The organism is Quadrisphaera granulorum (genome assembly GCF_003149145.1).
GTDB classification, from domain to species: domain Bacteria; phylum Actinomycetota; class Actinomycetes; order Actinomycetales; family Quadrisphaeraceae; genus Quadrisphaera; species Quadrisphaera granulorum.
Window position 1 is genome coordinate 1 of record NZ_QGDQ01000005.1, and the last position, 24,793, is coordinate 24,793.

20 protein-coding genes are annotated in these 24,793 nt (G+C 73.6%); 13 read left to right on the top strand and 7 right to left on the bottom strand.

Translation table 11 applies throughout. From position 1 onward, the window contains the following. Positions 1–365: 365 nt before the first annotated feature. The 3 genes from BXY45_RS05470 to BXY45_RS05480 are packed head-to-tail and all read left to right on the top strand — an operon-like array spanning position 366 to position 2,138. Positions 366–1,493, top strand: coding sequence for an SIS domain-containing protein (locus BXY45_RS05470; protein ID WP_109773325.1), 1,128 nt, complete (start codon positions 366–368; stop codon positions 1,491–1,493). Positions 1,494–1,545: 52 nt separating this feature from the next. Next, complete coding sequence (locus BXY45_RS05475; RefSeq protein WP_172601926.1) at positions 1,546–1,737, top strand: type II toxin-antitoxin system prevent-host-death family antitoxin; 192 nt, start codon at positions 1,546–1,548, stop codon at positions 1,735–1,737. Beyond that, positions 1,734–2,138 (top strand): type II toxin-antitoxin system VapC family toxin, encoded by a 405-nt coding sequence (locus tag BXY45_RS05480; protein ID WP_342799513.1) that lies wholly within the window; start codon positions 1,734–1,736, stop codon positions 2,136–2,138. The genes BXY45_RS05475 and BXY45_RS05480 overlap by 4 nt, the downstream gene beginning before the upstream one ends. A 13-nt stretch (positions 2,139–2,151) precedes the next feature. Here BXY45_RS05480 and BXY45_RS05485 read toward each other — a convergent pair whose 3' ends face one another. Further along, on the bottom strand, positions 2,152–3,741 hold the full coding sequence (locus BXY45_RS05485; RefSeq protein ID WP_109773327.1) for a methyl-accepting chemotaxis protein: 1,590 nt from the start codon (positions 3,739–3,741) through the stop codon (positions 2,152–2,154). 310 nt (positions 3,742–4,051) lie between these two features. Here BXY45_RS05485 and ahcY point away from each other — a divergent pair, with 310 nt between their 5' ends. Next, positions 4,052–5,488, top strand: a complete 1,437-nt coding sequence (gene ahcY, locus BXY45_RS05490; RefSeq protein ID WP_109773328.1) for an adenosylhomocysteinase — start codon at positions 4,052–4,054, stop codon at positions 5,486–5,488. 169 nt (positions 5,489–5,657) lie between these two features. On the opposite strand, the gene BXY45_RS05495 is transcribed toward ahcY, so the two are convergent. Further along, positions 5,658–6,488, bottom strand: a complete 831-nt coding sequence (locus tag BXY45_RS05495; RefSeq protein WP_211319252.1) for an RDD family protein — start codon at positions 6,486–6,488, stop codon at positions 5,658–5,660. A gap of 67 nt (positions 6,489–6,555) precedes the next feature. Here BXY45_RS05495 and BXY45_RS05500 point away from each other — a divergent pair, with 67 nt between their 5' ends. Further along, positions 6,556–7,551: a stage II sporulation protein M gene (locus BXY45_RS05500; RefSeq protein WP_109773329.1), complete on the top strand. Its 996-nt coding sequence runs from the start codon at positions 6,556–6,558 to the stop codon at positions 7,549–7,551. A gap of 18 nt (positions 7,552–7,569) precedes the next feature. Here BXY45_RS05500 and BXY45_RS05505 read toward each other — a convergent pair whose 3' ends face one another. Genes BXY45_RS05505 through BXY45_RS05525 form a run of 5 tightly spaced genes read right to left on the bottom strand, consistent with a single transcriptional unit; the run spans position 7,570 to position 13,162 of the window. Beyond that, on the bottom strand, positions 7,570–8,928 hold the full coding sequence (locus BXY45_RS05505) for a DUF58 domain-containing protein (protein ID WP_109773330.1): 1,359 nt from the start codon (positions 8,926–8,928) through the stop codon (positions 7,570–7,572). A 22-nt stretch (positions 8,929–8,950) separates the two neighbouring features. After that, positions 8,951–9,940 carry an AAA family ATPase gene (locus BXY45_RS05510; RefSeq protein WP_109773331.1) on the bottom strand — a complete coding sequence of 330 codons (990 nt, stop codon included), beginning with the start codon at positions 9,938–9,940 and terminating at the stop codon, positions 8,951–8,953. After that, complete coding sequence (locus BXY45_RS05515) at positions 9,937–11,415, bottom strand: DUF4350 domain-containing protein (protein WP_109773332.1); 1,479 nt, start codon at positions 11,413–11,415, stop codon at positions 9,937–9,939. The genes BXY45_RS05510 and BXY45_RS05515 overlap by 4 nt, the downstream gene beginning before the upstream one ends. Then, positions 11,412–12,059: a DUF4129 domain-containing protein gene (locus BXY45_RS05520; RefSeq protein WP_109773333.1), complete on the bottom strand. Its 648-nt coding sequence runs from the start codon at positions 12,057–12,059 to the stop codon at positions 11,412–11,414. Before BXY45_RS05520 ends, BXY45_RS05515 begins: the two co-directional genes overlap by 4 nt. Next, a complete protein-coding gene (locus BXY45_RS05525; RefSeq protein WP_170131327.1) occupies positions 12,056–13,162 on the bottom strand; it encodes a DUF7847 domain-containing protein in 1,107 nt (368 codons plus the stop codon). The genes BXY45_RS05520 and BXY45_RS05525 overlap by 4 nt, the downstream gene beginning before the upstream one ends. A gap of 92 nt (positions 13,163–13,254) precedes the next feature. Here BXY45_RS05525 and mtrA point away from each other — a divergent pair, with 92 nt between their 5' ends. The 8 genes from mtrA (at position 13,255) to BXY45_RS05565 (ending at position 24,756) form a co-directional block, all read left to right on the top strand. Further along, complete coding sequence (mtrA, locus tag BXY45_RS05530; RefSeq protein WP_109773335.1) at positions 13,255–13,932, top strand: MtrAB system response regulator MtrA; 678 nt, start codon at positions 13,255–13,257, stop codon at positions 13,930–13,932. A gap of 11 nt (positions 13,933–13,943) precedes the next feature. Further along, entirely contained in the window at positions 13,944–15,629 is a 1,686-nt protein-coding gene (gene mtrB, locus BXY45_RS05535) for an MtrAB system histidine kinase MtrB (RefSeq protein ID WP_211319253.1), read from the top strand. A 24-nt stretch (positions 15,630–15,653) separates the two neighbouring features. Further along, entirely contained in the window at positions 15,654–17,477 is a 1,824-nt protein-coding gene (locus tag BXY45_RS05540) for an LpqB family beta-propeller domain-containing protein (protein ID WP_109773337.1), read from the top strand. Positions 17,478–17,762: 285 nt separating this feature from the next. Next, positions 17,763–18,494 carry a ComF family protein gene (locus BXY45_RS05545; RefSeq protein ID WP_146211093.1) on the top strand — a complete coding sequence of 244 codons (732 nt, stop codon included), beginning with the start codon at positions 17,763–17,765 and terminating at the stop codon, positions 18,492–18,494. A 242-nt stretch (positions 18,495–18,736) separates the two neighbouring features. Further along, positions 18,737–19,513 carry a ribosome hibernation-promoting factor, HPF/YfiA family gene (gene hpf, locus BXY45_RS05550; protein WP_109773339.1) on the top strand — a complete coding sequence of 259 codons (777 nt, stop codon included), beginning with the start codon at positions 18,737–18,739 and terminating at the stop codon, positions 19,511–19,513. Positions 19,514–19,807: 294 nt separating this feature from the next. Further along, positions 19,808–20,542, top strand: coding sequence for a response regulator (locus BXY45_RS05555; protein WP_425468307.1), 735 nt, complete (start codon positions 19,808–19,810; stop codon positions 20,540–20,542). Positions 20,543–20,634: 92 nt separating this feature from the next. After that, the gene (locus tag BXY45_RS05560) at positions 20,635–21,897 is read left to right on the top strand and encodes a winged helix-turn-helix domain-containing protein (RefSeq protein ID WP_109773340.1); all 1,263 of its coding nucleotides are present in this window, start codon (positions 20,635–20,637) and stop codon (positions 21,895–21,897) included. 90 nt (positions 21,898–21,987) lie between these two features. Beyond that, positions 21,988–24,756 (top strand): 13E12 repeat family protein, encoded by a 2,769-nt coding sequence (locus BXY45_RS05565; protein WP_109773341.1) that lies wholly within the window; start codon positions 21,988–21,990, stop codon positions 24,754–24,756. The last annotated feature ends 37 nt before the right edge of the window (positions 24,757–24,793 follow it).

The window sequence follows — 24,793 nt, forward strand, 5'->3', positions numbered from 1 at the left end:
TTTGAGCGGACCGATCCATCCTCCGGAGTTCCATCCTCGACCCGCAACCCGAGGTCACGCAGCGTCACCGCAGACGCGCTAGTGGCAAAGGCTCATTGAGCGCCCCGCGGAGATCAGGGGCAGGCCTGTGCGGCGGTCGGTGCTGATGCTCACGGGGCCGGGGGCGCCGAGTGCACTGCGCAGCAGCTGGATCACCGCTTCGCTCAGCGTCGTCCCCGCGTCCCGTGCCACTGCTCTTGCTGCGCGGTGGACGTCGTCCGGCAGATCGATCGTCGTCCTCATGGGTCGAAGGTATGTCGGTGCGCAGTGGTGTCCAGGCGGACCCGAGGGGACGGCGCGCAGCATGATGGGGGCGTGATGGCGCGATGATCGACGAAGCCCTCCTCGACGACCCGGCCGGCCTCGAGGCCGGTGACCCGCTCGGTGTGCTCCGCGCACTGGCTGGCGCCGGTGCTCAGGTGCGCCGCGCGACCGACCACGCCCTCGAATCGGGCATTGCCAAGCTCGACCCGTCCGACCGGCCTCGCGCGGTGCTCGTCGCTGCCCGTGGCGGCTCGGAGGTCGTGGCCGACGCGGTGACGGCGCTCGCCGGGGCAGCCTCGCCGGTGCCGATCATCTCCCGCACCGGCGACGTGCTGCCCGGATGGGTCGGCCCGCTGGACATGGTCGTGTCGGTGTCTCTGTCCGGCTCCCAGAGCCCGGCGATCCCCGTCGTTGCCGAAGCAGGACGACGAGGGGCGCGCGTGCTCACTGTCTCCCGCGAGGGCTCCGCCCTGGCCCGCGTGAGCCAGCAGGTGCGTGGCCTGCACGTGGAGACCCCGTCGCCGGGGCGTGACGCCGTCGCAGTCCCCACCACCCGCACCGCGCTGTGGTCGTTGCTGACGCCGGTGCTGCTGGCCTTCGACCGGCTCGGGCTGCTCAGCGCGGGCCCGTCCGAGCTGACAGCGCTCGCTGACGCTCTCGACGAGGAGGCCCGCGAGAACCGCCCCTCCTCCGACACCTTCGTCAACCCCGCCAAGACCCTCGCGGTCGAGCTCGACGGCTCCGTGCCCGTGGTGCTCGGCGACGGTCCCGTCTCTGCCGTGGCCGCGCGCCGCGCCGCCACCGTGCTGGCTCGCTCAGCGCGCGTGCCGGCCCTCGCCGGGACGCTCCCGGACGACGCCGGCGACGTCGTCGCCACCTTCGGCGGTCCGTTCGCGACCACCCCGGACGACGTGTTTGCAGACCCGTTCCTCGACGGACCCGGCGGGCCCAAGCTGCGGCTCATGCTGCTGCGCGAGCACGAGGCCCCGGCCAGCTCCGCCGTCGTCAGCATTGCCGAGCGCGCCGGGGTGCGCGTCTCGCAGGTGTCCGTGGACGGCGAGACGCCGCTGCAGCGGTTGGGGCTGCTCATCGCCAGGACCGACTTTGCCGCCACCTACCTGGCGCTGGGGTCGGGCACCGACCCGGGTTCCAGCCCGCACGTCGCTGACCTGCGCGACTCCCTGCGCTGATCCTGGATCCAGCGTCTCACCGGTGATGCCGTGAGGGCGTGGAGAAGGTGACGTGCTCGACCGCGTCGCTCGCGGCGCCAGCATGACGATCACCCGCGACGGCGCGGAGGTCGCTGAGCTGCGTCCGCTGCGCAAGCGTGCCGTGCCCGCCGCCGAGCTCGTCGCTGCATGGCGCCTCCTGCCGTCGGTGGACGCCGACGAGCTGCGGCGTGACCTCGACGCTGTCGTCGACCCGTCGTGGTGACCTCGCCGCGGGGACTGCTGGACACCTCCGCGGTAGTCGACCTCGGCAAGCTGTCTGCGGAAGTGCTGCCTGACGAGTCGCTGATCAGCACGATCACGCTCGCCGAACTGTCCGTGGGTCCGCTCGTTGCCCGCACTGACCGGGAGCGCGAGGCCAGGCTGGCCCACGTTCAGCTCGCTGAGTCGATGTTCGACGCGGTGCCCTTCGACGCGGCGGCAGCTAGGGCGTTCGGTCGAGTCGCCGGTTCATTGCGGCGCAGCGGTCGCAAGGTGTCCGCACGTAGCTTCGATGCGCTCATTGCCGCCGTCGCGTTGGCGAATGACGTCCCGGTGTACACCGCACATCCGGACGACTTCCGAGGAATCGATGGTCTCGAGGTCCACGCCGTCGAGGTTGACTAGGCGATTCCGGGCGTCAGTAGCGGAACAGTGCCACCTGGGCGCGCAGCGCCGTCGCCATCGCCGCAAGGCCCTCGATGGAGCTGCTCGCCGCAGACACCGACGTGCTCGTGGTGTCCGCCGCAGAGGTGACCCCGCCGATGGTGGCCGCGATCTGCTGCGCGCCGTCCGCGGCCTCGCCCACCGAGCGGGACATCTCCTGCGTCGTCGCCGACTGTTCCTCCACCGCCGAGGCGATGGTGGTCTGGAAGGTGGAGATCTGCGAGATGACGTCGGTGATCTGAGAGATCGCGGTGGCCGCGCCGGCGGAGTCGGTCTGGATGGTCTCCACACGCCGGGCGATGTCCTCGGTGGCGCGGGCGGTCTCGCGGGCCAGGTCCTTGACCTCCCCGGCGACCACCGCGAAGCCCTTGCCGAGCTCCCCGGCACGAGCCGCTTCGATGGTGGCGTTCAACGCCAGCAGGTTGGTCTGCTCGGCGATGGAGGTGATGACCTTGACGACGTCCCCAATCTCCCGGCTGGACGCCGCCAGCTGGGTCACCGTGCCAGAGGCAGCCTCGGCGGCGCTGACCGCGTCGGAGGCCACCCGCGTCGCCTCCGACGTGGAGCGAGCGATCTCGCGGATCGCCGAGCCCATCTCGTCGGCGCCTGCGGCGACGGTCTGCACGCTCGCGGAGACCTCGTGGGCGGTACGGGCAACCTGACCCGACTGAGTGCTCGTCTGCCCGGCGGCGTCGGTGATGCGCGACGTGCTCGAGGCCAGTTCCGAGGAGGCTGCGGCGACCTGGTCGGCCGAACTCACGACAGACGCCATGACACCCCGCAGCGACTCCAGGGCGGAGGCCAGCGAGCGCGACACGTCGCCGAGCTCGTCACGGTCGTGCACTCGAGGCACCACGGTGAGGTCACCGGCGGCGAGCGCGTCGGTGGCGGTGCGCACGGACGCGAGCGCCCGCACCATGCGTCGCACCACGAGCAGCGCGATGGCCCCCGCGACGAGGATGCCCGCGACCAGTGCCGCCCACAGCGTCCGCTCCGCGGCCATGGCATCGGCGGAGCCGGCACCGGCGATGGTGCCGGCGACGTCACGGTTGTGGTCGGCCTCCGCCTGGATGTCGTCCATGACGGCGTCGACGGCGGCCTGGAGCGGACCGGTGATCACTGCTGACGCGGCACCGGGTTGGCCGTTCGTGGCAGCGGGCACCAGCTGCTGGGTGGCCACGACGTAGTAGGTGCCCAGGTCCTTGGACAGCTTCGTATAGGCAGCCGGGCTCGAGGCGTACGTCTCGAACCCCTTCAGCTGCCCGTCGATCTTGTCCTTCCGCTCGGCGAGCTCCGTGACCAGATCGGCGCGAGCGGCCGCGTCCAGGGAGTCATACGAGGCGTAGCGGGCGCGGTCGCCCTGGTAGGAGCGCTGCAGGTCGTTGAGCTTGCTCATCGGCACCACGGCCTCGGCGTACAGATGCTGCTCGCCCTCGGCCAAGGAGTGCAGCTTTGCGACGGCGAGCACCGTCAGGCCCGTGCTCACCACACCCAGCAGCGCCAGGGAGGTGCCCATCTTGACCGTGAGGGACCTGTCGGTGAAGAAGCGGAGGGCGGAGGGCATCGGTGCTCCTGCTCTGCGGCTGCTGCTCTGCTGCCTGTCGGCTCTCTGCTGAACCGTCCCGTCGTCATCGGCCACCAGCGCCCCGGCTTGAGCGTGAGCGCCGTCCCTGAGGAGAGGGACGACCTGCGCTCGCCTGTCCCGGCTCTCGTGTTCGGGATCGGCCGTCCGGGTGGGCGCGGTTACGATGGGTGTGCTCGGCGTCGGTGCTGACCGAGGCCCAGAGGGGCTGCGCCGGCAGGTCATCGACGGATGCTGCCCCCTTTGCGGCGCTGCAGCGTCCGTTCCTCGCCTACCCTCTGGAGACCCCCTGATGGCAGTGCAGCACCGCGTCCGCGACCTCTCCCTGGCAGAGTCCGGCCGCCACCAGATCCGCCTCGCCGAGCACGAGATGCCGGGCCTCATGGCCCTCCGCGAGCGCTACACCGCGTCTCAGCCGCTGGCCGGCGCCCGGATCGCCGGCTCCATCCACATGACCGTCCAGACGGCCGTCCTCATCGAGACCCTCGTGGCGCTCGGCGCCGAGGTCCGCTGGGCCAGCTGCAACATCTTCTCGACGCAGGACGAGGCCGCGGCCGCCGTCGTCGTCGGTGTCGAGGGAACGCCGGCCGACCCGAAGGGCGTGCCGGTGTTCGCTTGGAAGGGCGAGACCCTCGAGGAGTACTGGGACTGCACCGACGCGATCTTCCAGTGGGAGGGTCACGACGGCCCCAACATGATCCTCGACGACGGCGGCGACGCCACCCTGCTCGTCCACAAGGGTGTCGAGTTCGAGGCGGCTGGCGCGGTGCCGCAGCCCACCGAGGACGACAACGAGGAGTACCGCATCATCCTCGAGGTGCTGCGCCGCTCCCTGGCTGCTGACGGCTCGCGCTTCACGCGCATGGCGCCCGGCATCCGCGGCGTCACCGAGGAGACCACCACCGGCGTGCACCGCCTCTACGAGATGCAGCGCGCCGGCACGCTGCTCTTCCCGGCGATGAACGTCAACGACGCCGTCACCAAGAGCAAGTTCGACAACACCTACGGCTGCCGTCACTCGCTCATCGACGGCATCAACCGCGCCACCGACGTGCTCATCGGCGGCAAGACCGCTGTCGTCTGCGGCTATGGCGACGTCGGCAAGGGCTCCGCGGAGGCGCTGCGCGGGCAGGGGGCCCGCGTGCTCGTCACCGAGGTTGACCCGATCTGCGCGCTGCAGGCCGCCATGGACGGCTACCAGGTGGTGCGCCTGGAGGACGTCCTCGCCGACGCCCACATCGTCATCACGACGACGGGCTGCAAGGACGTGGTGACCGCCGAGCACCTCGCGGGGCTGCGTGACAAGGCGATCGTCGGGAATATCGGCCACTTCGACAACGAGATCGACATGGCTGGCCTCGCACGCATCCCGGGCGTGAAGCGCACCGAGATCAAGCCGCAGGTGCACGAGTGGACCTTCCCCGACGGCCACTCGATCATCATCCTGTCCGAGGGTCGTCTGCTGAACCTCGGCAACGCGACCGGGCACCCGTCGTTCGTCATGTCGAACTCGTTCTCGGACCAGACGATCGCCCAGATCGAGCTGTTCACCAAGCCCGAGGAGTACCCGACGGCCGTGCACCTGCTGCCCAAGCACCTGGACGAGGAGGTCGCACGTCTGCACCTCGACGCTCTTGGCGCGAAGCTCACCGAGCTGACGAAGTCGCAGGCCGAGTACCTCGGCGTCGACGTGGCCGGCCCGTACAAGCCGGACCACTACAAGTACTGAGCCGCTGATCAGCCGCTGGCCGGCTGACGCGCTCCCGGCGGGCCGTCCCCTCACCTCGAGGGGGCGGCCCGTCGTCGTCCCCGCCCCCTCTCTTCCCGCACTTTCCGCGGAAAGTGCGGGAAGAGAGGGGGACGACGACGGCGGAGGTGGGTCCTGCCGAGGGGGTCTCTCAGAGGCCGGTGAGACGGCGCGCCTGGTCGTGCAGGGCGTCCCGGCGGGCGCGCTCGCGCAGCGCACGGGCCGTGTCGCGGTCGCGCCGTTCCGCGAGCACCGCAGCCAGCAGCCGCTCGGGCGGTGTGCCGGGCGGCGGCGGGGGAGCGACCAGCGCGGAGACCTCCGCCGCGAGCGCCCCCAGCACCCGCTCCCGCGAGGACGGGTGCAGGCTCTCGGCGCGCGACAGGGCGGTGCGCGCCGCCACCGCGAGGCGCCCCGGCAGCATGCCGACGTCTGCGCTGCGCGCCCAGGCCGCCAGCTCGGGCGCCTGCGGCAGCGGTGTCGGTCGGGGGCGCGCGACCCTGTCGCGCACCACCACGGTGCCAGCGAGGTGGTCACCGACGCGCTTGCCGCGAGGGGACGCCAGCGACGCGATCGCGGCCACCGACCCGCCCGCGATCCACAGCTCGCCCACCCCCGCCAGCGCGCGCACCAGCGCCTGGCGGGCTCGGATGGGGCCGCCGTCGTCACGGACCACGCGCAACCCTGCGGCGGCCTTGCCGGGGGAGCGGCCGCGGCTGAGGGTCTCCCACGTCAGTGGCAGGACGACGAGCACGAGCACCGAGAGGGCCACGGCGGTGGCGGCCAGGGTCGCCTCGTCGGCGCCGTCGGTCGCGACCGTCACGACGATGATCCCGCCGACGAACGCTGCCAGTTGGATGGCGACGTCGAGCGCGAGTGCGAGCACCCGCGAGAGCAGACCGGCGGTGCGGACCTCCAGCTCCACCGCTTCGCCCGTGACGAGCGCCGGGGGCAGCGCGAGCAGGTCGTCGTCGTGCTCCGCCACGTGAGGCCCCTCCCGAGTGCGATCCCACCGGCAGTCTGACGGGTCGCCGGCACGGCACACTGGGCGGGTGGACGCCGAGGCCTTCGCGGCCGTGCACTCCGACGAGTGGGACGAGCTGGAGCAGCTGCTGCGGCGCCGGCACCTGACCGGTGCCCAGGCCGACCGGTTGGTGCTGCTGTACCAGCGCGCTGCGACGCACCTGTCGCAGGTGCGGTCCTCCGGTGCCGACCCCGCCGTCGTCGCGCACCTGTCCCGCCTCGTGGCCCGCGCCCGCACCCGCCTCGCGGGGGCGCGCGAGCCCGCCTGGCGCGACCTGGCCCGCTTCGTCACGACGTCCTTCCCCGCCGCGCTGTGGCGGGTGCGCTGGTGGACGGCGGGCGCGGCGGCCTTCACGGTGCTCGTGGGCACCGCGACGGCGGTGTGGATCGTGCGCGACCCCGCCGTCCTCGCGTCCCTCGGCACCGACGAGCAGCTGCGCCAGTACGTCGAGTCCGACTTCGCCGGGTACTACTCGGCTGACCCGGCGGCGGCGTTCTCGGCGCGCGTATGGACCAACAACGCGTGGATCGCGGCGCAGTGCGTGATCTTCGGTGTCAGTGGCATCTGGGTGCCGATCGTGCTGTTCCAGAACGCCGTGGGCATCGGCCAGGCCGCCGGCCTCATGATCAGCTACGGGCAGGGGCCGCTGTTCTTCGGGCTGATCATCCCGCACGGCCTGCTGGAGCTGACCTCGGTGTTCGTGGCCGCCGGCGCGGGGCTGAAGCTGTTCTGGGCGCTGGTCGACCCCGGCCCCCGGCCCCGGTCACAAGCACTCGCCGAGGAGGGCCGCGCCCTCGTGACGGTGGCGCTGGGCTTGGTGGTGGTGCTGGCGCTGTCGGGCCTCGTCGAGGGCTTCGTCACACCCAGCGGTCTGCCGACGTGGGCGCGCATCGGCATTGGCGCTCTCGCGCTGGCGGCCTTCCTCGTCTACGGCGGGGTGCTCGGGCGCCGCGCCACCCGTCGCGGTGAGACCGGCGACATCCGCGAGGAGCAGCGCGAAGCCGTGCAGCCCATCGCCGGCTGAGCTACTCCGCGGACCGGCTCACAGGCGTCCGGCGGCCTTGAGCGAGAGATACGCATCGGTGAGCGCAGGCGGTAGCCGTTCGGGGTCGGCGTCGACCACCACTGCGCCGGTGCGCCGTACGAGCGCCGTCAGCGCCGCGCGCTCCAGGCGGGTCCGCTCCGCGGCGGCCGCCGTGTACGCGTCGGTGGCGCTGACACCGGAAACGCCACGCTCGGCGGCCATCGCATCCAGCGCCGGGTCGGCCACCGACGCCACCACCACGGTGTGCAGCTCCGTGAGCGTGGCGAGCACCGGCAGCAGCCCCGCCTCCGCGGCGGGCTCCAGCGGCGTGAGCAGCACGAGCAGCCCGCGGTGCGGCATCCGTCGTCGCACCTGGGCGACCAGCGCCGGCCAGTCCGACTCCACCAGCGCCGGCTCCAGCGGCGCCATGGCCTGCACGAGCGCCGGCATGAGCGCCGGCGGCCGCTGCCCGGACACGGAGGCGCGCACCACCCTGTCGGCGGCGAGTAGGTCCACCCGGTCACCCGCCGTCGCCGCGACCGCCGCCAGCAGCAGCGCCGCGTCCATGGCGGCGTCCAGCCGCGGGGCGTCACCGATGCGCGCCGCCGCCGTCCGGGAGGTGTCGAGCACCACGAGCACCCGCCGGTCGCGCTCGGGCCGCCACGTCCGCACCACCAGCGAGCCGCGGCGCGCGGTGGCGCGCCAGTCGAGCGAGCGGGCGTCGTCGCCGTCCACCCACTCCCGCAGGCTGTCGAACTCCGTGCCCTGTCCGCGCACCTGCACGCTGGCCGATCCGTCCAGCTGCCGCAGCCGCTCCAGCGCCGCGGGCAGGTGCCGCCGCGAGGTGAACGGCGGCAGCACCCGCACCCGCCCCGGCGCGGGCAGCGTCCGCTGCCGCCCCGCGATCCCCAGCGGCCCGAGCGACCTCACCACCACGGACGCCACCTCACGGTCTCCGCGACGTCGCGGCTCCAGCTCGGTCACCAGCTGGCGCCGCTCCCCGGGGGGCACGTCGAGCCGGTGCCTGCCTCGATCGGGGACGACGACGCCCGCCGACGGCCCCCACGCGTCACGCAGCGCTCCGCGCACCCGGCGCCCTCCGGTGCTCTCCACCACGAGCGGCACGGCGGTCCGCTCCCCGAGGCGCACCGAGCCAGGTTCCTCGCGCCGCACGGTCAGCGACCGCGGCGAGCCCGCCAGCAGCAGGTCGAGCACGGTGAGCAGGACGACGACAGCGGCCCAGCCCAGCACGCCCGCCCAGCGCAGCCAGCCGCCCGCACCGTCCGGGGCAGCGGCCGGATCCACCAGGGCGGGCACGAGCGCCGCCGGCAGCACACCCAGCGCCACCAGCAGCACCCACCGGCCGGTCAGCACCACGGCAGGGCCCTCACCGCGCCGATCACCGGGGGACCGGGACGCCGGCCAGCACGCTCTCGAGCACCGCGTCGACGCTGGCGCCGTCCAGCTCGGCCTCCGGGCGCAGCTGCACGCGGTGGCGCAGCACGGGCAGGCTGAACGCCTTGACGTCGTCCGGCACCACGTAGTCGCGACCCGTGAGCCACGCCCAGGCACGCGCGGCGGCCAGCAGCGCGGTGGCCCCGCGGGGCGAGGCACCCAGGCGCAGCGACGGCGCCGTGCGGGTGGCCCGGGCCACGTCGACGACGTACTCCACCACCTCGCGAGCCACATGCACCCGCGCGACGGCCGCACGCGCCGCGGCCAGGTCGTCGGGACCGGCGACGGCCCGCACGCCCGCGGCGGCCAGGTCGCGCGGGTCGAACCCCGCGGCGTGCCGGGCCAGCACCTCCACCTCGGTGTCGCGCGGCGGCAATGGCACCACGAGCTTCAGCAGGAACCTGTCGAGCTGCGCCTCCGGCAGCGGGTAGGTGCCCTCCTGCTCGACGGGGTTCTGCGTGGCGGCCACGAGGAACGGCTCCGGCAGCCGGTGCGCGACGCCGTCGACGGTGACCTGACGCTCCTCCATCGCCTCCAGCAGCGACGCCTGTGTCTTCGGCGGCGTGCGGTTGATCTCGTCAGCCAGCAGCAGCTGAGTGAACACCGGCCCGGGGCGGAAGGTGAACTCCCCGGCGCGCGCGTCGAAGACGAGGGACCCGGTGACGTCACCGGGCATGAGGTCGGGCGTGAACTGCACGCGCTTGCTGTTCATCGACAGCGACGCCGACAGCGCCCTGACCAGCAGGGTCTTGGCAGTGCCGGGCACGCCCTCCAGGAGCACGTGGCCGCCGCACAGCAGGGCGACGACGACGCCGGTCACCACGCCCTCCTGGCCCACGACGGCCTTGCCGACCTCGGCGCGGACGGCGGCGAGCGCCGCTCGGGCGCGCTCGTCCGAGCCCTGGGGCGTCTGCTCGGCGGGGGAGTCGGTCACGGGTGGGCCTCCAGTGTCTGCTGGCTGGTCTGCTGGCTCAACGGCGGGCTCGCTGCCGGGCGGAGCGGTGCGCCGCGGTGGTCGCCGAGTGCGGCGTCGAGGTCGTCGAGGGCGCGCAGCAGCGTGGCCAGCTGCGCGTCGTCAGTGGGTGGGGGACCGGCCAGCAGTCGCTCCACGGCGGGGGCGGTCCAGCGGTCGGCGGTGGCGTGCGATCCGCTGGCGCGCAGGGCGTGGGCCGTTCCCGCGGCAAGCACCGACGCCTCCGTGCCCGGCGGGAGCCCCAGGCGCTGCTGCAGACGCCAGCGGAGGCCGGCGCGCAGGGCATCGCCGGCGGCGGCCGGGTCGCGGGAGGCGCGGTACAGGGCGGCGCGTCCGCGGGCGGTCTCCACCGAGCGCACCACCACGGGCAGCGGCTCGACGACGAGCGCCCCGAACCGCCGCGCCCGCCACACCACCGCGGCCACGGCGACGAGGCCGAGCTGTATCGCTAGGGGCACCACCCACCCGGGCAGCAGCTGCGCGGGGGAGGGCGCGGTGTCCGGTGCCGCGTCGAGGTAGGAGGCCATCAGCCACACCACGCGGGGCTGGGAGCCGGCCGCGCGCAACCCGAGGGCGGCGTCGCCTTCGACGTCGAGCAGTTCGTTGGAGACCAGCGCCGGCTGTGCGAGCACCCGCACGGGCACTCCGCTCGGCGACTCGCCGACGCCGTAGAGGCCGCCGAAGCACACCGCCCCGCCAGCTGTACCAGAGCCAGAGCCAGAGCCAGAGCCAGAGCCAGAGCCAGAGCCAGAGCCAGAGCCGGAGGCGGCCAGCGGTTCAGCGCCGGGGTCGTAGGCGGCGGCGCCGCTGATGTCGTCCGGGCTGGCGACGGTGCCCGCCGCGGCCGCCGCGGCGTCGTCACAGCGGGCGGGCACCGGCTCGTCGCCAGAGGGGGAGGCGTCCTCGGACGCGGCAGACCGCACCCGCGCGCTCGTCGTCGTCGTCGCCGCCGTCGTCGTGATGGTGGTGGTGCTCGTGGTCGCGGTGGCGTTCCCGCTGCCGTCGTCGTCCACCTTCAGCCCGGCGCCGGTGGCCTCCAGCGCCTCGGGCGAAGCCCCCAGCAGCACGACGGCTCCCGCGCGTCCGACGAGGTCGGACAGCAGCGTCGGGTCCAGCAGCTGCGGGTCGGTGACCACGAGCGTCGCCCGTCCGCCGGACCCGCTGTTGGAGCCGCTGCCGGAGTCGAGTGCGTCGGCGGCCCGCGCGGCGGTGGTGACGCGCTCCACCGGCACGCCGTCCTCTGTGAGCAGCGCCGCCAGCGCGCGGGCTCCGTCCGGCGCGGGGTTGTCGGGATCGAGCGCGCGTCCGCTGGAGCGGGTGCCGAACAGGCCCGCCACCACGGGCACCCCGACGAGCAGCACGACGAGCACGGCGACGAGCAACCGCCGGCGGGCGGTGGACATCTCGGGGGCGGTCATGCTGACGGCAGGGGTCACGGGGCGGTCGTCGCGGCGTCACGGGGCGCCGGGCGGGTCGAGGTCGCGGTGGCGTCGAGGGAGGCGATCGTGGCGGCGTCCTCGCGGTCCGCCCGCCGCCCTCCGTAGAGCACCCCGTCGAACAGGACGGCGGCTCCGGTGAGCCGGTCCGCCAGTCCCGGGAGCGACCGCCCGGCTTCCCGGGCCGCTTCGGCGGCGGTCAGGCCGGGGGCGGCGCCCACGAGGTCTCGCTCCTGCAGGGCGCGCACGAGCGCCCGGAAGCCGATGACGACGGCGTCGTCCCACCGCTCCTCCTGGGCGGCGCGCTGCGCGTCGCGGCGCAGGGAGGCCGCATCGACGGGGCCGGTGAGACCGGCTCCGTCGTCGGAGGTGGCGCGACGGGCGGCTGCGCCGGTGCGGCGCACGAGCAGGGCCACGACCACGACGACGGCCAGCACGAGCAGCGCCACCACGACCGCCTGCAGCACCCCGCCGCCGGAGGGCCCCTGGATGCGGGAGAGGGCGTCGAGGAGGGCATCCCACGCGCGCTGGAGCAGGCCGGGCTCGGCGTCGCGGTACACCTGCTTGGCGAGCTCGCGCTCGGCGGCGCGGCGCGCCTCGTCGGCGCTGGGCGCCAGCGGTGCCCCGGCGAGCAGCGGGATCACTGCGCCGCGGAGCGGGCGAGCTCGACGTCCAGGCCCTCCTGGCGCATCCTCTGGTCGACGTAGAGCAGCGCCGTCACCGCCGACTGCAGCGGGTAGACCACCGTGTAGACGAGCGCGCTGCCGACGCCCGTGATCGCCAGGGTGATGGGAAAGTACAGCGGGCTGCCGATCCCGACGACGGCGCCGACCACGGTGGCGATGAGGTTGAACGGCGCCAGCACGATGCTGGCGACGACGCCGATGCAGACGGCGGTGAGCAACCAGATGCCGAGGAGCCGCCAGAAACCCCGCCGCGACAGGGCCCAGGAGCGCTTGATCGCCCCGCCGACGCCCTGGCCCTCGAGCACGAGCGCGCAGGGAGCCAGCAGCAGGCGAACGGTCAGCCACAGCCCCAGCACGACGGCGCCGAGCGAACCCAGCAGTGTCAGGAGGACGCCGACGGTCGCGCCGTCGCCGTTGATCAGACTGACGGTAAGCAGCACGAGGCCTGGCGCCACCAGTGCGGCGACAGCGAGCCCCGGCACCAGGGAGAAGACCAGGGAGACGCCGACGAGGGACCAGAAGCGCTCGCGCACGCGGCGCCACAGCTCACCGCCGGGGGTGCGGCGTCCCAGCACGGCTGTGCTCACCGAGACGGTGACCAGGCCGCTGAGGGCGGCCGTGGCCACAAGCGACAGCACCACGCTGAGCAGCAGGCCACCGAGAAATCCCGGAAGCGAGGAGCCGAAGGAGTCGAGCACCTGGTCCGTGGGCGCCGTGGGGTCCGCCAAGGAGGAGAACAGCTCTCCCGCTGTCAGCCCCTGCACCACCGACTGCACGAGCACGATGGTGACGACGACGGCGGCCGAGCCGCCCAGCAGCGGCTTCGGGTTCGACCTCACCGCGCGGAAGGCGCCGTCCCACAGCTCACCGAGCGACAGCGGACGCAGCGGGATGATCCCCGGTCGTGGAGCCGGAGCCGCCCACGAGCCACCGCCGGGCACCGGCGCGGGCTGTCCCCAACCGCTGACGGGCTGCTGGGGCGCCGACGGCAGTGGCGGCGGAGGCGGCGGGGGCTGCTGACCCCCGGCACCGGGCGCCGTCCAGCCGGGGGACTCACTCATGCGTCCCATCGTGGCATCCCGCTGACGCCGTCCGGGTGCGGTGACGCCGCAGCCACCCGGGTGCACGCGGGGTGGTCGGGCAGACTGGTGGGGTGAAGGGACGCGTCCTCGTCGTGGACGACGACACCGCGCTCGCGGAGATGATCGGCATCGTGCTCGGGGCCGAGGGGCTGGAGGTCTCGTTCTGCGCCACCGGCGGCGGCGCCGTCGCGGCGTTCCGGGAGTCCCGACCCGACCTCGTGCTGCTCGACCTCATGCTCCCAGGCATCGACGGCATCGAAGTGTGCCGGCGCATCCGCGCGGAGTCGGGAGTGCCGATCGTCATGCTCACGGCGCGCACGGACAGCCTCGACGTCGTGGCGGGGCTGGAGTCCGGTGCTGACGACTACGTCGCCAAGCCGTTCAAGCCGAAGGAGCTCGTGGCGCGGGTGCGCGCCCGGCTGCGCCGCAACGACACCCCCGAGCAGGAGGTGCTGCGGATCGGTCCGGTGACCATCGACGTCGCCGGGCACGCCGTGCACCGCGGCGAGGAGCCGGTCAACCTCACCCCGCTGGAGTTCGACCTCCTGCTCGCGCTCGCGCGGCGCCCCTGGCAGGTGTTCAGCCGCGAGACGCTGCTGGAGCAGGTCTGGGGCTACCGGCACGCCGCCGACACCCGCCTGGTCAACGTCCACGTGCAGCGGCTTCGCTCCAAGGTCGAGGCAGACCCCGAGCACCCCGAGGTGGTGCTCACCGTGCGCGGCGTCGGCTACAAGGCCGGCCCGCCCTGACGGGGCTCCAGGTGCTTCCCCCCGCTGAGCCGACGCGGCGGTGGCCGTCCCGGCTGACCACTCGGCTGAGGGTCCGTCTGGCGAGGCTGACGTCGGGGCCGGGCCCGCGTCAGCGGTGGCGCCGCTCGCTGCAGCTGCGGGTGGTCGCCACCACCACGTTGCTGTCGCTGCTGGCGGTCGCGGTCGCGGGGGCCTACCTCGCCGGCCGCATCAGCGACCAGCTCTTCGACAGCCGCCGCGACCAGGCGCTGACCGAGGCCCGTCGGGGCGCGCTCGACGCGCAGACCCGCTTCGACCAGTTCACGGCTTCCAACACCTACGAGGTGCAGCTGCAGGCGCAGACACTGCTGGGCCAGCTGGAGGGCGTCGGCCTCGACCGAGACCGCACGGTGCTGCTGCTGCAACTGCCGCGCACGGATCCGAGCGTGTCGATCGGCACGGCGCTGTCCAGCGCGACCGACGGGCCGTCCACCGTGCCCGACGCCCTCAGGGCGGCGGTCCGCAGGAACGGGACGACGCAGCAGTACCAGTCGATCAGCGTCATCGACGCCGAAGGCCGCGTGCGGCCCTGGCTCGCTGTCGGCTCGCTCGTCAAGGTGCCCATCTCGGGCGACTACGAGCTGTACTTCCTCTTCGACCTCTCGCGCGAGCAAGCAACCCTCGACGCGGTGCAGCGCACCCTGCTCGTCGGGGCGTTCGTCCTGGTCATGCTCGTCGGGGGGGTCACCGCCGCCGTCGTCCACCAGGTGGTGCAGCCGGTGCGCGCCGCGGCTGCGGTCGCTTCGCGGATGGGGGATGGGCACCTGGGCGACCGGATGGAGGTCAAGGGCGAGGACGACCTCGCCCGCCTCGCGGCGTCCTTCAACGCGATGGCGGCGAGCCTGGAGCAGCAGATCACCGAGCTGGAGCAGCTCGGCACGCTGCAACAGCGCTTCGTCTCCGACGTCTCTCACGAGCTGCGGACGCCGCTCACCACCATCCGCATGGCGGGGGAGGTGATCCACGATGCCCGCGAGGACTTCCCCCCGGCGGTGTCGCGCTCCGCGGAGCTGCTGTACACCCAGCTGGACCGGTTCGAGGACCTGCTGGCCGACCTCCTGGAGATCAGCAGGTACGACGCCGGTGCTGCCGCGCTCGACGCGGAGCGCGTCGACGTCGCCCTGCTCGTGCGCCGCGTCGTCGAGGCCGCAGCGCCCCTGGCGGAGCGGCGCGGCAGCGACCTGGTCGTCAGGGTGCACCCCGCCCTGACCGCTGACGACGACGGCGCGGGCGGGTGCACGGCCGAGGTCGACCGTCGCCGCGTCGAGAGGATCCTCCGCAACCTCGTCGTCAACGCCATCGAGCACGGCGAGGGGCAACCCGTGGAGATCGACGTCGCCGTCGACGCCGTCGCCGTCGCCGTCCGGGTGCGTGACCACGGCGTCGGGCTGAGCCCTACAGACGCCGCCCGCGTCTTCGACAGGTTCTGGCGAGCCGACCTGGCCCGTGCGCGCACCACCGGCGGTACGGGGTTGGGACTGGCGATCTCCCGCGAGGACGCGCTGCTGCACGGTGGGCGGTTGGAGGTCTCCGGGCGCCCCGGCCAGGGGGCGACCTTCCTCCTGACGCTGCCCCGCGACCGCGAGGCCCAGCTGGGTGCCGGATCACCGCTCGCCCTGCGGCCCCTGCTGCAGATCACCGCGGTGAACGGTGTTTGAGGTGAACGGTGTTTGAGGTGAACGGTGCCTGAGGGTCCGCGGGCCGCGGGTCCCCGCCGCCGGGTCGTCCTCGTGGCACTCGCAGGTGGGCTGGGAGCGGCGCTCTCCGGGTGCGCGCGCATCCCGACCTCGGGGCCCGTCCGCAGCGGCGGTGTGGTCGAGCCGGACGAGGAACCGGGATACCGCGTCGACCCGGTGGGGCCAGTCCCCGGCGCGACCCCCGAGGACGTGGTGCGCGGATTCCTCCTCGCGGGGGTGGGGGTCGACGACGAGTTCGGGGCCGCCCGTGCCTTCCTCAGCGACCCACGCCGGGCCAGCTGGCGTCCCACGGCGCTCACGGTCGTCCACCCTGCGGGGGCCCTGCAGGTGGTTCAGCAGGGTCAGCCGTCGGCGCAGCCCGGCGAGCAGGAGGAGCAGGTGACCGTGGCGGTCGGGACGCCGGTCACCGCCGAGGTGGACGACACCGGCCGTTACCGCCCCGCCGCCGTCGGACAGCGCCGCGACGTCGTCATGACCCTGGTCAGGGAGCAGGGGCAGTGGCGCATCGACGACGCTCCCGACCTGCTCATGCTCGACGAGTCCCGCTTCTCGCGTGTCTTCACGGAGCGGTCGGTGATGTTCGTCGCCCGCGCTGCCGACGTGCTCGTGCCCGACCCGCGCTGGCTCCTCGACCGCCCCGCCACCGCCACCGCGCTGGTGGAGCAGGTGCTCGACGGGCCGCCCGAGTGGCTCGCGCGTGCGGTGGTCAGCGGGGCCCCCACCGGCACCGCGCTGCCGGACAACAGCGTCAGCGTCAGCCGCGGCGTCGCGACCGTCGACCTGCCCAGCAGCCTGCAGCGGCAACGGTCGGCGCTGCTGCGCCAGCTCCAGCAGCAGACCAGCGCCACGCTGCTGGCCGCCGGGCTGGGGATCACCCAGGTCGACCTCACCCTCGACGGCGGTGAGCTGACGGACGTCGCGCCCCAGTCCCTCCCGGCCGTCGCGGACGACGAGATGCCCGTCGTCGTCTCGCAGGACAGGGTGTGCCGCCTCGTCGGAGCGCAGCTCATGCCCCTCGAGGGCCTGCCCGTGGTGCCCGGGGCCAGTTCGCCCGCGGTACGGGGCGACGTCGTCGTCGTCCTCGTCGGGGGGCGTACCGCTCTGCAACGCCTCGAGCCGGCACCCCTCGACGGGCAGGTGGCCCAGCAGCCCGCCGCCGTGCCGCTGGGGGCCGACCTCACCCCGCCGTCGATCGATCCCCTGGGATGGGTCTGGACCACTCCCGCCGCCTCGGGAGGCACCGTGCTGGCCGTCTCCGCCGCCGGGGCGCCCACCGAGGTGAGCGCCCCGTGGCTCGCCGGGCGGCGGGTGATCGCGATGCGCGCCGCGCCCGACGGGGCCCGGATGCTCGTGACGTCCACGGGCCAGGGGGGACAGCCCGACGCCGTCCGTGTCGACGTCGCGGGCATCGCCCGCGCCGGAGACGGGACCCCCGTGGCGCTCTCCGCCGACACCGCCCCGCCCACGCCCTGGCTCGTCGGCGTCGCGGGCGCCGTCTGGGTCGGGCCGACGAGCGTGGCGGTGCTCGGCACCGTCGCAGCGGACAGCGCCCAGGCCGCCAGCGCCAGCCAGACGGCCGGCGAGGCCGTCAGCGGTGCCGTTCCTACGGTGTGGCTCCTCGAGGGAGGGCGCGCGACTTACCTCGGTGGGCCGCCCGCCGAGGCCGGCGCCGCGACCATCGCCGGCGGTGCGGGACGTCAGTCCATCGTGGTCGGCGGCGCTAACGGGAGCATCTGGCCGCGGGAGGGCTCGCGGTGGCTGGAGCTGATTCTGCAGGCACCGGCCTTCGACCCCGCCTACCCCAGCTGATGGCCAGCTGATGGCCACGTCCCCGCGGCCGGTCCAGCACACCATCCACAGCTCCATCCACAACTCGATCCACAGACCTGTGGGCCACCGCGGTGACGTTGCCCGCCGTCCACAGGCGCAGGACGACGGCGCCCGTCGCGTGCGCCCGCGGGCACGCTGCCGGACATGCGCTGCGTGGGCCCCCTCGAGCCATCCGGGCGGCCGCGCCGCCCACCAGGACCCCTGAGAGCCCTCGCCGGAGCGGTGTGGCCAGTGGCCTGCGGCGGCTGCGGTGCCCTCGACGAGGTGCTCTGCCGCACCTGCGCCACCGCCGTCCGAGGTGGCGGCCTGCCTGCGGCGCTCGCGGGCACCACGGTTCGGGGCGCGCCGCCCACCTGGGCGGCCACCGCCTACGAGGGGGCGGTGCAGCGGGCGGTGGTGGCGTGGAAGGACCGCGACCGGACCGACCTGAGCCGCTGGCTGGGGCCCGCTCTCGCCTCCTCCGTGCTGGCGGCGCTGGAGCAGACCGAGCACCTCGTGCCGGAGCTGCTGGCTCCCGCGTCGTCCCTGTCGCGGGAGGCGAGCGGGCCCGGGCGTCCGGCATCGGTACTGCTGGTACCGGTGCCCTCGCGGCGCGCCGCCGTGGCGCGGCGCGGCCGGGACGCTGTCGCCGATCTCGCCGCGGCTGCCGCACGGGGGCTTCGGCTCCAGGGACTCCCGGTGGTCGCCGCACCGGTGCTGCGCCCGGCGCGGCGTGTGCGTGACCAGTCGGGCCTGGACGCCTCGGGCCGGGCCGGAAACCTCCGGCGCGCCCTCGAGGTCGGCCCTGCCGGCCCGCGCCTGGAGGGGCGAGTCGTCGTCCTCGTCGACGACGTTGTCACCACCGGCGCCACCCTCGCCGAGGCCGCCCGCGTGCTGCGCGAGCACGCCTGCCCGGCGGTCGCCGCGGCCGTCGTGGCGGCCGCGCAACGGCGTGGCGGCGGCGTTGCGAGTGACGAAGGGGACCCGGGTCTGGTCATGGGTGGAGGCGCCGACTAACGTCGATCCATGGCAGCCCGATCGCCCTCCACGCCGGTGTGGAGACGAGCGCTGGGTGCCCCCGCCGAGATCGTGAGGGGGTGGTCGCCGTCGTCCTGAGCGCCGTGCCGAGCGCCTGATGCGTTCGCGCCAGCGCGGCGTGAGCACCGCCGGTGCCCCGACGTTCGCCGCGCACCCCTGCGAGGGGTGCCGCGCCCGGGGTTCCGCCATCCGTCCCCCTGCAGCATCGGAGGAGAGACATCGTGGAGATCGTGGTCACCGCTCGGCACACGGAGGTGCCCGGACGGTTCCGCCGTCACCTGGACGAGAAGCTGGCGAAGGTCGAGCAGCTCGCACCCAAGGTGCAGCGCATCGAGGTCGCCGTCAGCCACGAGGCGAACAAGCGGCAGTCGGAACGATGCGAGCGCATCGAACTGACGCTGCGAGGGCCCGGGCCGGTCGTCCGGGCCGAGGCGTGCGCCTCCGACGCCTACGCGGCGCTCGACATGGCCACCACGAAGCTCATGGAACGCCTCCGACGAGCCAGCGACCGCAAGAAGGTCCACAAGCAGGCGCACGGGGGTAACCACGCACGGGGGAGCGCCGAGCCCGCGCTGCCCGTGCCCGAGGCCGTGCTCGCTCCCCTGACCGCCGCTGCCCCCGCAGCCCCGGTGGTCACCGAGGAGCCGCCACCGACCCCGGACGACCACGTGCACCGCGGCGACGCACAGCAGGTCGGGGACGGCGAGTGGGTGCTGGGGGAGTCGCCCGTCGTCATCCGCGACAAGGTGCACCCGGCCACGCCGATGACGCTCGAGGCCGCCCTGGAGCAGATGGAGCTGGTCGGGCACGACTTCTACCTGTTCGTCGACGCCGACACCGGCCGCCCGAGCGTCGTCTACCGGCGCCGCGGGTGGAGCTACGGCGTCCTGCGTCTGGCCGGCGAGGGGGAAGCGGCTGACGACGGCACGGTCTCGGACGCCCAGCAGGACGGCACGTCCGCCGAGCGCCGTGAGCCCGTGGGGGCCGGCAGTCGTTGAGCCGTTGAGCTGTTGAGTCTCAGCCACCGGCAGGCCCGGCGAGGGCGCACGCCCCCGCCGGGCCTGCTGGCTGCCGGTCGTGCCTGCGGCGCCCGCGCCTCGTACGCCCGGATCCGACGGGTTTCGGCTAGTTCTGCCCCGGATGTCGGCGAGTCGTTCAGGTGGTGCGGCTGCGGCTGGCACGATGCTGGGGGCAGTGCGCCGTGCTGGGGGGTGCGGTGGCGGCCTGAAGGTCGGTGACCCCGGCGGTGGGCGTGTCGACGGTAGCGGTCGGTCGTGAGCGGGGGACGACGGGTGACGGGGTCGGGCAAGGACGTTGACAGTGGCGGCGGCAGGACGGGAGAGGTTGTCGACGTCCGCTCCGCCTATGTGCCGGGTGACACGATCCGGGTCCTCATGGCAGACGACCACGCCCTGTACCGACGCGGCCTGGAGATGGTCCTCGACATCGAGGACGACATCGACATCGTGGGGGAAGCCGGTGACGGCATGGAGGCCATCACCAAGGCCCGCGCGCTGCTGCCCGACATCGTGCTCATGGACCTGCGCATGCCGCGCCGGTCGGGCACGGAGGCGTGCACGGCCATCAAGGCCGTAGCCCCCACCACCAAGATCATCATGTTGACGGTGAGTGACGAAGAGGCCGACCTGTTCGAGGCGGTTCGCGCCGGTGCCAACGGGTACCTGCTCAAGGACGTCCCCGGTGAGGACATCGCCGACGGCCTGCGTGCCGTCATGGGTGGGCAGTCCCTCATCAGTCCCTCGATGGCGGGTGCCCTGCTGTCGGAGTTCGCCGCGCTGTCGCGCGCCAGCGAGGCTCGCCCGTCGCTTCCGGTGCCGCGCCTGACCGACCGCGAGGTGCAGGTGCTCGGTCTTGTCGCGCGCGGCATGGGCAACCGTGAGATCGCCACTGAGCTCTTCATCAGCGAGAACACCGTCAAGAACCACGTGCGCAACATCCTCGAGAAGCTGCAGTTGCACTCGCGGGTCGAAGCTGCCCTGTATGCGGTCAATCAGCGGATGATCTAAGTCGCCTGACCGCCACCGGTCTGGAGCCGCAGTCTGACGAGGCAGCGGCTCGGTCAGCGCCGCCTGTCGGTGGTGGCTGACAGGCTGCGCGGATGGCGGTCGAGACACCCGTGCACCTCCTCCCTGCCCCCGCGGAGCGATGGACGGCGGCCCAGGCGCGTCGCACCGCGATCGCCGCGCAGGGGCTTGCGGCGCCGCGCCCGGTGTCCGTGCTCACTGTGCGCCACCTACAGCGCGTGGTCGACGCCGTCGGACTGCTCCAGATCGACAGCATCCAGGTGCTCGCCCGCAGTCACACGTTGCCGCTGTTCAGCAGGCTCGGCCCGTACGACGTCGACCTCTTGCGCCGTGCCGCCGAGCAGCGACCCCGCCGCCTCGTGGAGTACTGGGCGCACGAGGCGAGTTTCGTGCCCCCGGCCACGCACCGTCTGCTGCGGTGGCGGATGGCGCGAGCAGCCTCCGACGCCTGGGGGAGTGTGCGGAGCGTCGTCGTCGAGCACCCTGGGATCGTCGACGCGGTGCGCGCCGAGGTGGCCGCGGCCGGCCCCATGACGGCGCGGGAACTCGAGGTGGCCCTCGCTCACGACGCGCCGCGTGCCCGCGACCACTGGGGCTGGAACTGGAGCGCCGTGAAGCGCGCTTGCGAACATCTCTTCTTCACCGGTGAGTTGACCGCTGCCGGGCGGACGACGGCGTTCGAGCGCCGTTACGACCTTACCGAGCGCGTGCTCCCGCCCGAGGTGGCGTCAGCGCCGGACCCCGACGAGGCGGATGCCGTGCGCGGGCTCGTCGAGATCTCCGCACGGGCGCTCGGCGTGGCCGACGAGCCGGCGCTGCGCGACTACTTCCGCCTCAAACCGGAGCCCAGCCGCCGTGCGATCGCGGAGCTCGTGGAGGGCGGGTCGCTGGTACCGGTCACCGTCCAGGGCTGGAACCGCCCCGCGTACCGCTGGATCGACGCGCCGCGGCCGCGTCGTGTTGCGGCGCGGGCGCTGCTCTCGCCGTTCGACTCCCTCGTCTTCTTCAGGCCGCGCACCGAGGAGCTGTTCGGGGTGCGGTTGCGGCTGGAGGTTTACACGCCCGCCGCGCAGCGCGTGCACGGCTACTACGTGCTGCCCTTCCTCCTGGGTGACTCGCTGGTCGCCCGCGTCGACCTCAAGGCCGACCGTGCCCGCGGGGTCCTCGTGGTGCTGGCGGCGCACCGCGAGCCGTGGGCGCCGCCGGAGACGGCGGCGGAACTCGCTGCCGAGCTCTCGTCGATGGCGGCCTGGTTGGGTCTGGACGACGTCGAGGTCATGCCGCGCGGTGACCTCGCCGACGACCTCGCCCGCACTGTGGGCGCCACGGCGGGGTAGTTGTCACGCTCCGCGAGGCTCCGATCGCGCTCCTGAGCTGCTGAAACGACTCCGACCGGACTGTCAGTGGTGCCCTCTAGCTTGTGGAACATGAGTTCGAGTGCGCCGCCGGAGTGGGCCGTCGGTGATCCCGACGACGAGCCCGCCCCCTGGCGCGCGCCCGGTTCCCGGGGCGATGCTTTCGATCTCGAGGACGACCTCGGCGACGACGAGCGCGCCCAGGAGTTCAACGGTGACGCGGCTCGTGGCTCTGGCGTGTCGGGGTCGCGATCGACGGCGTGGTGGTCTGAGCAGCTGGCCGATGACCCGCTTCGCGGGGTGGTCGCCGAGCGGCGTCGCATGCGCCCGGTGGTGGAGGCCGCGCTGGCGGGAGTTCCCGAGCCGGGCCAGTTGGCGGACCTGGATGGCCTGTTGGCCGCGGTGGGCCTGTCCCAGGCCCGCGCCGCCGATCTCGCTGACGCCGACGACCTCCTCAGTGACATCGACGACGGCGAGTTCCGCGCCGGCGCTGTTGGGGTGGCGCCGGTGCTGGACCTCAGTGGACGGGAGTGGGCGGAGGTCACCACCGCCCTGCAGCGCACCCAGAGTTTCGTGTTCGCGGCGACCCTGACCGCAATCGGTCATCTGGACCGGGTGAAGCTGGCCGAGCGTCCCGGCCGTGCCCTCGCCAAGGATTCTCACCGTCCGGCGGCTGATGAGTTGGCGGCAGCGTTGCGGACCTCGGTGCGCTCGGCGTCACGCCTGGTCGGGTGGGCTCGTCAGCATGCCCAGATGCCGCGGGCGGCGCAGGCACTGGAGTGCGGAGCGATCACCGTGGAGCAGTGGCAGGTGGTGGCAGCGGCGGTAGCCAAGCTGCCGGGGGCTGCTGCACGGACGGCGGTGGAAGAGGCCGGCGTGCGCGCGGCGGTGACGATGTCGCGGGCGCGGTTGGCGGCGCAGGTGGAGCAGGCAGCGTTGGCTGCTGACCCCGGGTACGCGGCGCGGTCGATGGCAGCCGGGATCGAGCAGCGTGATGTGGTGCTGTCGCGGTCGTCCAAGGCGGGGTGTACCCGGCTGGTGGCCGACCTGGAGACCGGGGACGCCCAGCGGGTGTGGCAGCTGCTGCAGCAGATCGCGGTGGCAGCCAAGGACGGTCCGCCCGCTGAGGAGACCGACCCTGATGGCGGGTCGGTGGAGCGTGACCCGCGGGGGCTGGCGGCGTTTCGCGCCGATGCCTTGGTCTCGATCCTGCTGGGTGACTTCACCCCGACGCCCTCGCAGTGGGCTGAGGCGTTGGCACAGGCAGGGCTGAGCGCGACTTCCGCGCCCACGCCGCCTGCCTCGGCTTCGACCGAGGAGGCGGGTTCCTCCGGTGGGTGTGCTCACTGCGTGCGCTGCGGCCCGTCCGAGGCCGCCACGGCATCGCCCGAACCCAGTGAGCCGAGCAGCGAGTCGGCTCCCGAGCCCGACTCCGACCTGAGCGACGACACCGACGACAGTGAACAGGGTGAGCCGGTGGCGGGTCTGCAGCCGGACACTCGCGCACCGGTGCGTATCCCCACGCCGGAGCAGCGAGCTCGTCTGTCCGAGATCCACATCGTGGTCCTCGCTGACGACCTCATCGATGACGAAAGCGACCCCGAAGACGGACCGGATGACCCAGAGGACGGGCCGAGCGGCTGGCCCGGGGGTAACGATCTCGGCGACGGCGACGGCGACGGCGACGGCGACGGCGACGGCGACGGACCTGACGGCGACGGACCTGACGGATGGCCCGTCGAAGCCGACGACTGGCCCGACGACCTAGGCGCACCAGATGCCTGGCTCGACGCCGACACCGGCAGCCCCGCCCCTGAGTCCAGCAGCCAGGCCCGCGACCAGCGCGACAGCGATCCCGACGGGTCGTCGGGCTCGTCAGCGACCCCACCACCGGCCTCCCGGCCGGGCTCATCGCCACCCTCGCCGGCGGCGAGGGCGACGAGACCACCCGGTGGCCGAGAACGACCCCGCCCCACAACGACACACCCCGCCACCGACCAGCCGGGCCCGTCCCCGGCCCACCGAAGCGACCCCACCCCGTGGCGCCGCGACGCTACCGGGACACCCCGACCTGCCCCGAACCCGAACCCGAACGACTCCACGACAGCCAGTCGCAGCACCGCAAAGACCGACAGCGGCAGCGCTAGCCCTTCGATGGAAACGCGAGGATCGGCTCGGCTGAAAGCTGCCCGCGCCGCTCGCCGTGCCCGCCGGCCCCTTGCAGGATTCGGACCGTTCGGGTACATCCCCGGCGCCGGACGCCTCTCACCGGAGATCACCCGCGCGGCGATCCGCGCTGCCCGCTGGCGACGCCTGGTCGCCGACCCGGCCAGCGGGGTGCTGCTGCACCGCTCCCGCTGGACCCTGCCCGCCCCCAACCGCACAGACCAGACCGACCGCGCAGGCCACCCGGCCAACGCCGTCAGCACCGCCGACCAGCTCGACCTGCTGCTCGCCCAGCCGGCAGCCCCAGATCTGCACGACCCCCGCACCCGGGTGGAGGTTGCCTACCGGCCCTCCACCCTGTTGGCCGCGTTCGTGCGCTCCCGCGACGCGACCTGCATCTCCCCGGTCTGCCACCACCCCGCACGCGCCGGCGCCACCCAGTTGGACCACACCATCGCCTACGGACCGCACACCCCCACCCGGCTACGCGGAGGGCTCACCGAAGCCGGCAACCTCGGCAGCATCTGCGTGCCCTGGCACCAAGCCAAGACCCACGGAGACTGGACCCTGGAACAGCCCAGTCCGGGCACCTTCGTGTGGACCTCAACGACCGGCCTCGTCTACCACCGCCGAGCAACACCCGTGCTGCCGGATCTTGTCCGCGGGTTCGACTGACGCGAGCCGCCCCCTTGCTGTGCCGGGCCGCGATCCT

Coding starts and splice junctions, on each gene's coding strand:
- BXY45_RS05470 (WP_109773325.1), top strand. CDS start 366: ATGATCGACGAAGCCCTCCTCGACGACCCGGCCGGCCTCGAGGCCGGT.
- BXY45_RS05485 (WP_109773327.1), bottom strand. CDS start 3,741: ATGCCCTCCGCCCTCCGCTTCTTCACCGACAGGTCCCTCACGGTCAAG.
- ahcY (WP_109773328.1), top strand. CDS start 4,052: ATGGCAGTGCAGCACCGCGTCCGCGACCTCTCCCTGGCAGAGTCCGGC.
- BXY45_RS05525 (WP_170131327.1), bottom strand. CDS start 13,162: ATGAGTGAGTCCCCCGGCTGGACGGCGCCCGGTGCCGGGGGTCAGCAG.
- BXY45_RS05560 (WP_109773340.1), top strand. CDS start 20,635: ATGGCGGTCGAGACACCCGTGCACCTCCTCCCTGCCCCCGCGGAGCGA.
- BXY45_RS05565 (WP_109773341.1), top strand. CDS start 21,988: ATGAGTTCGAGTGCGCCGCCGGAGTGGGCCGTCGGTGATCCCGACGAC.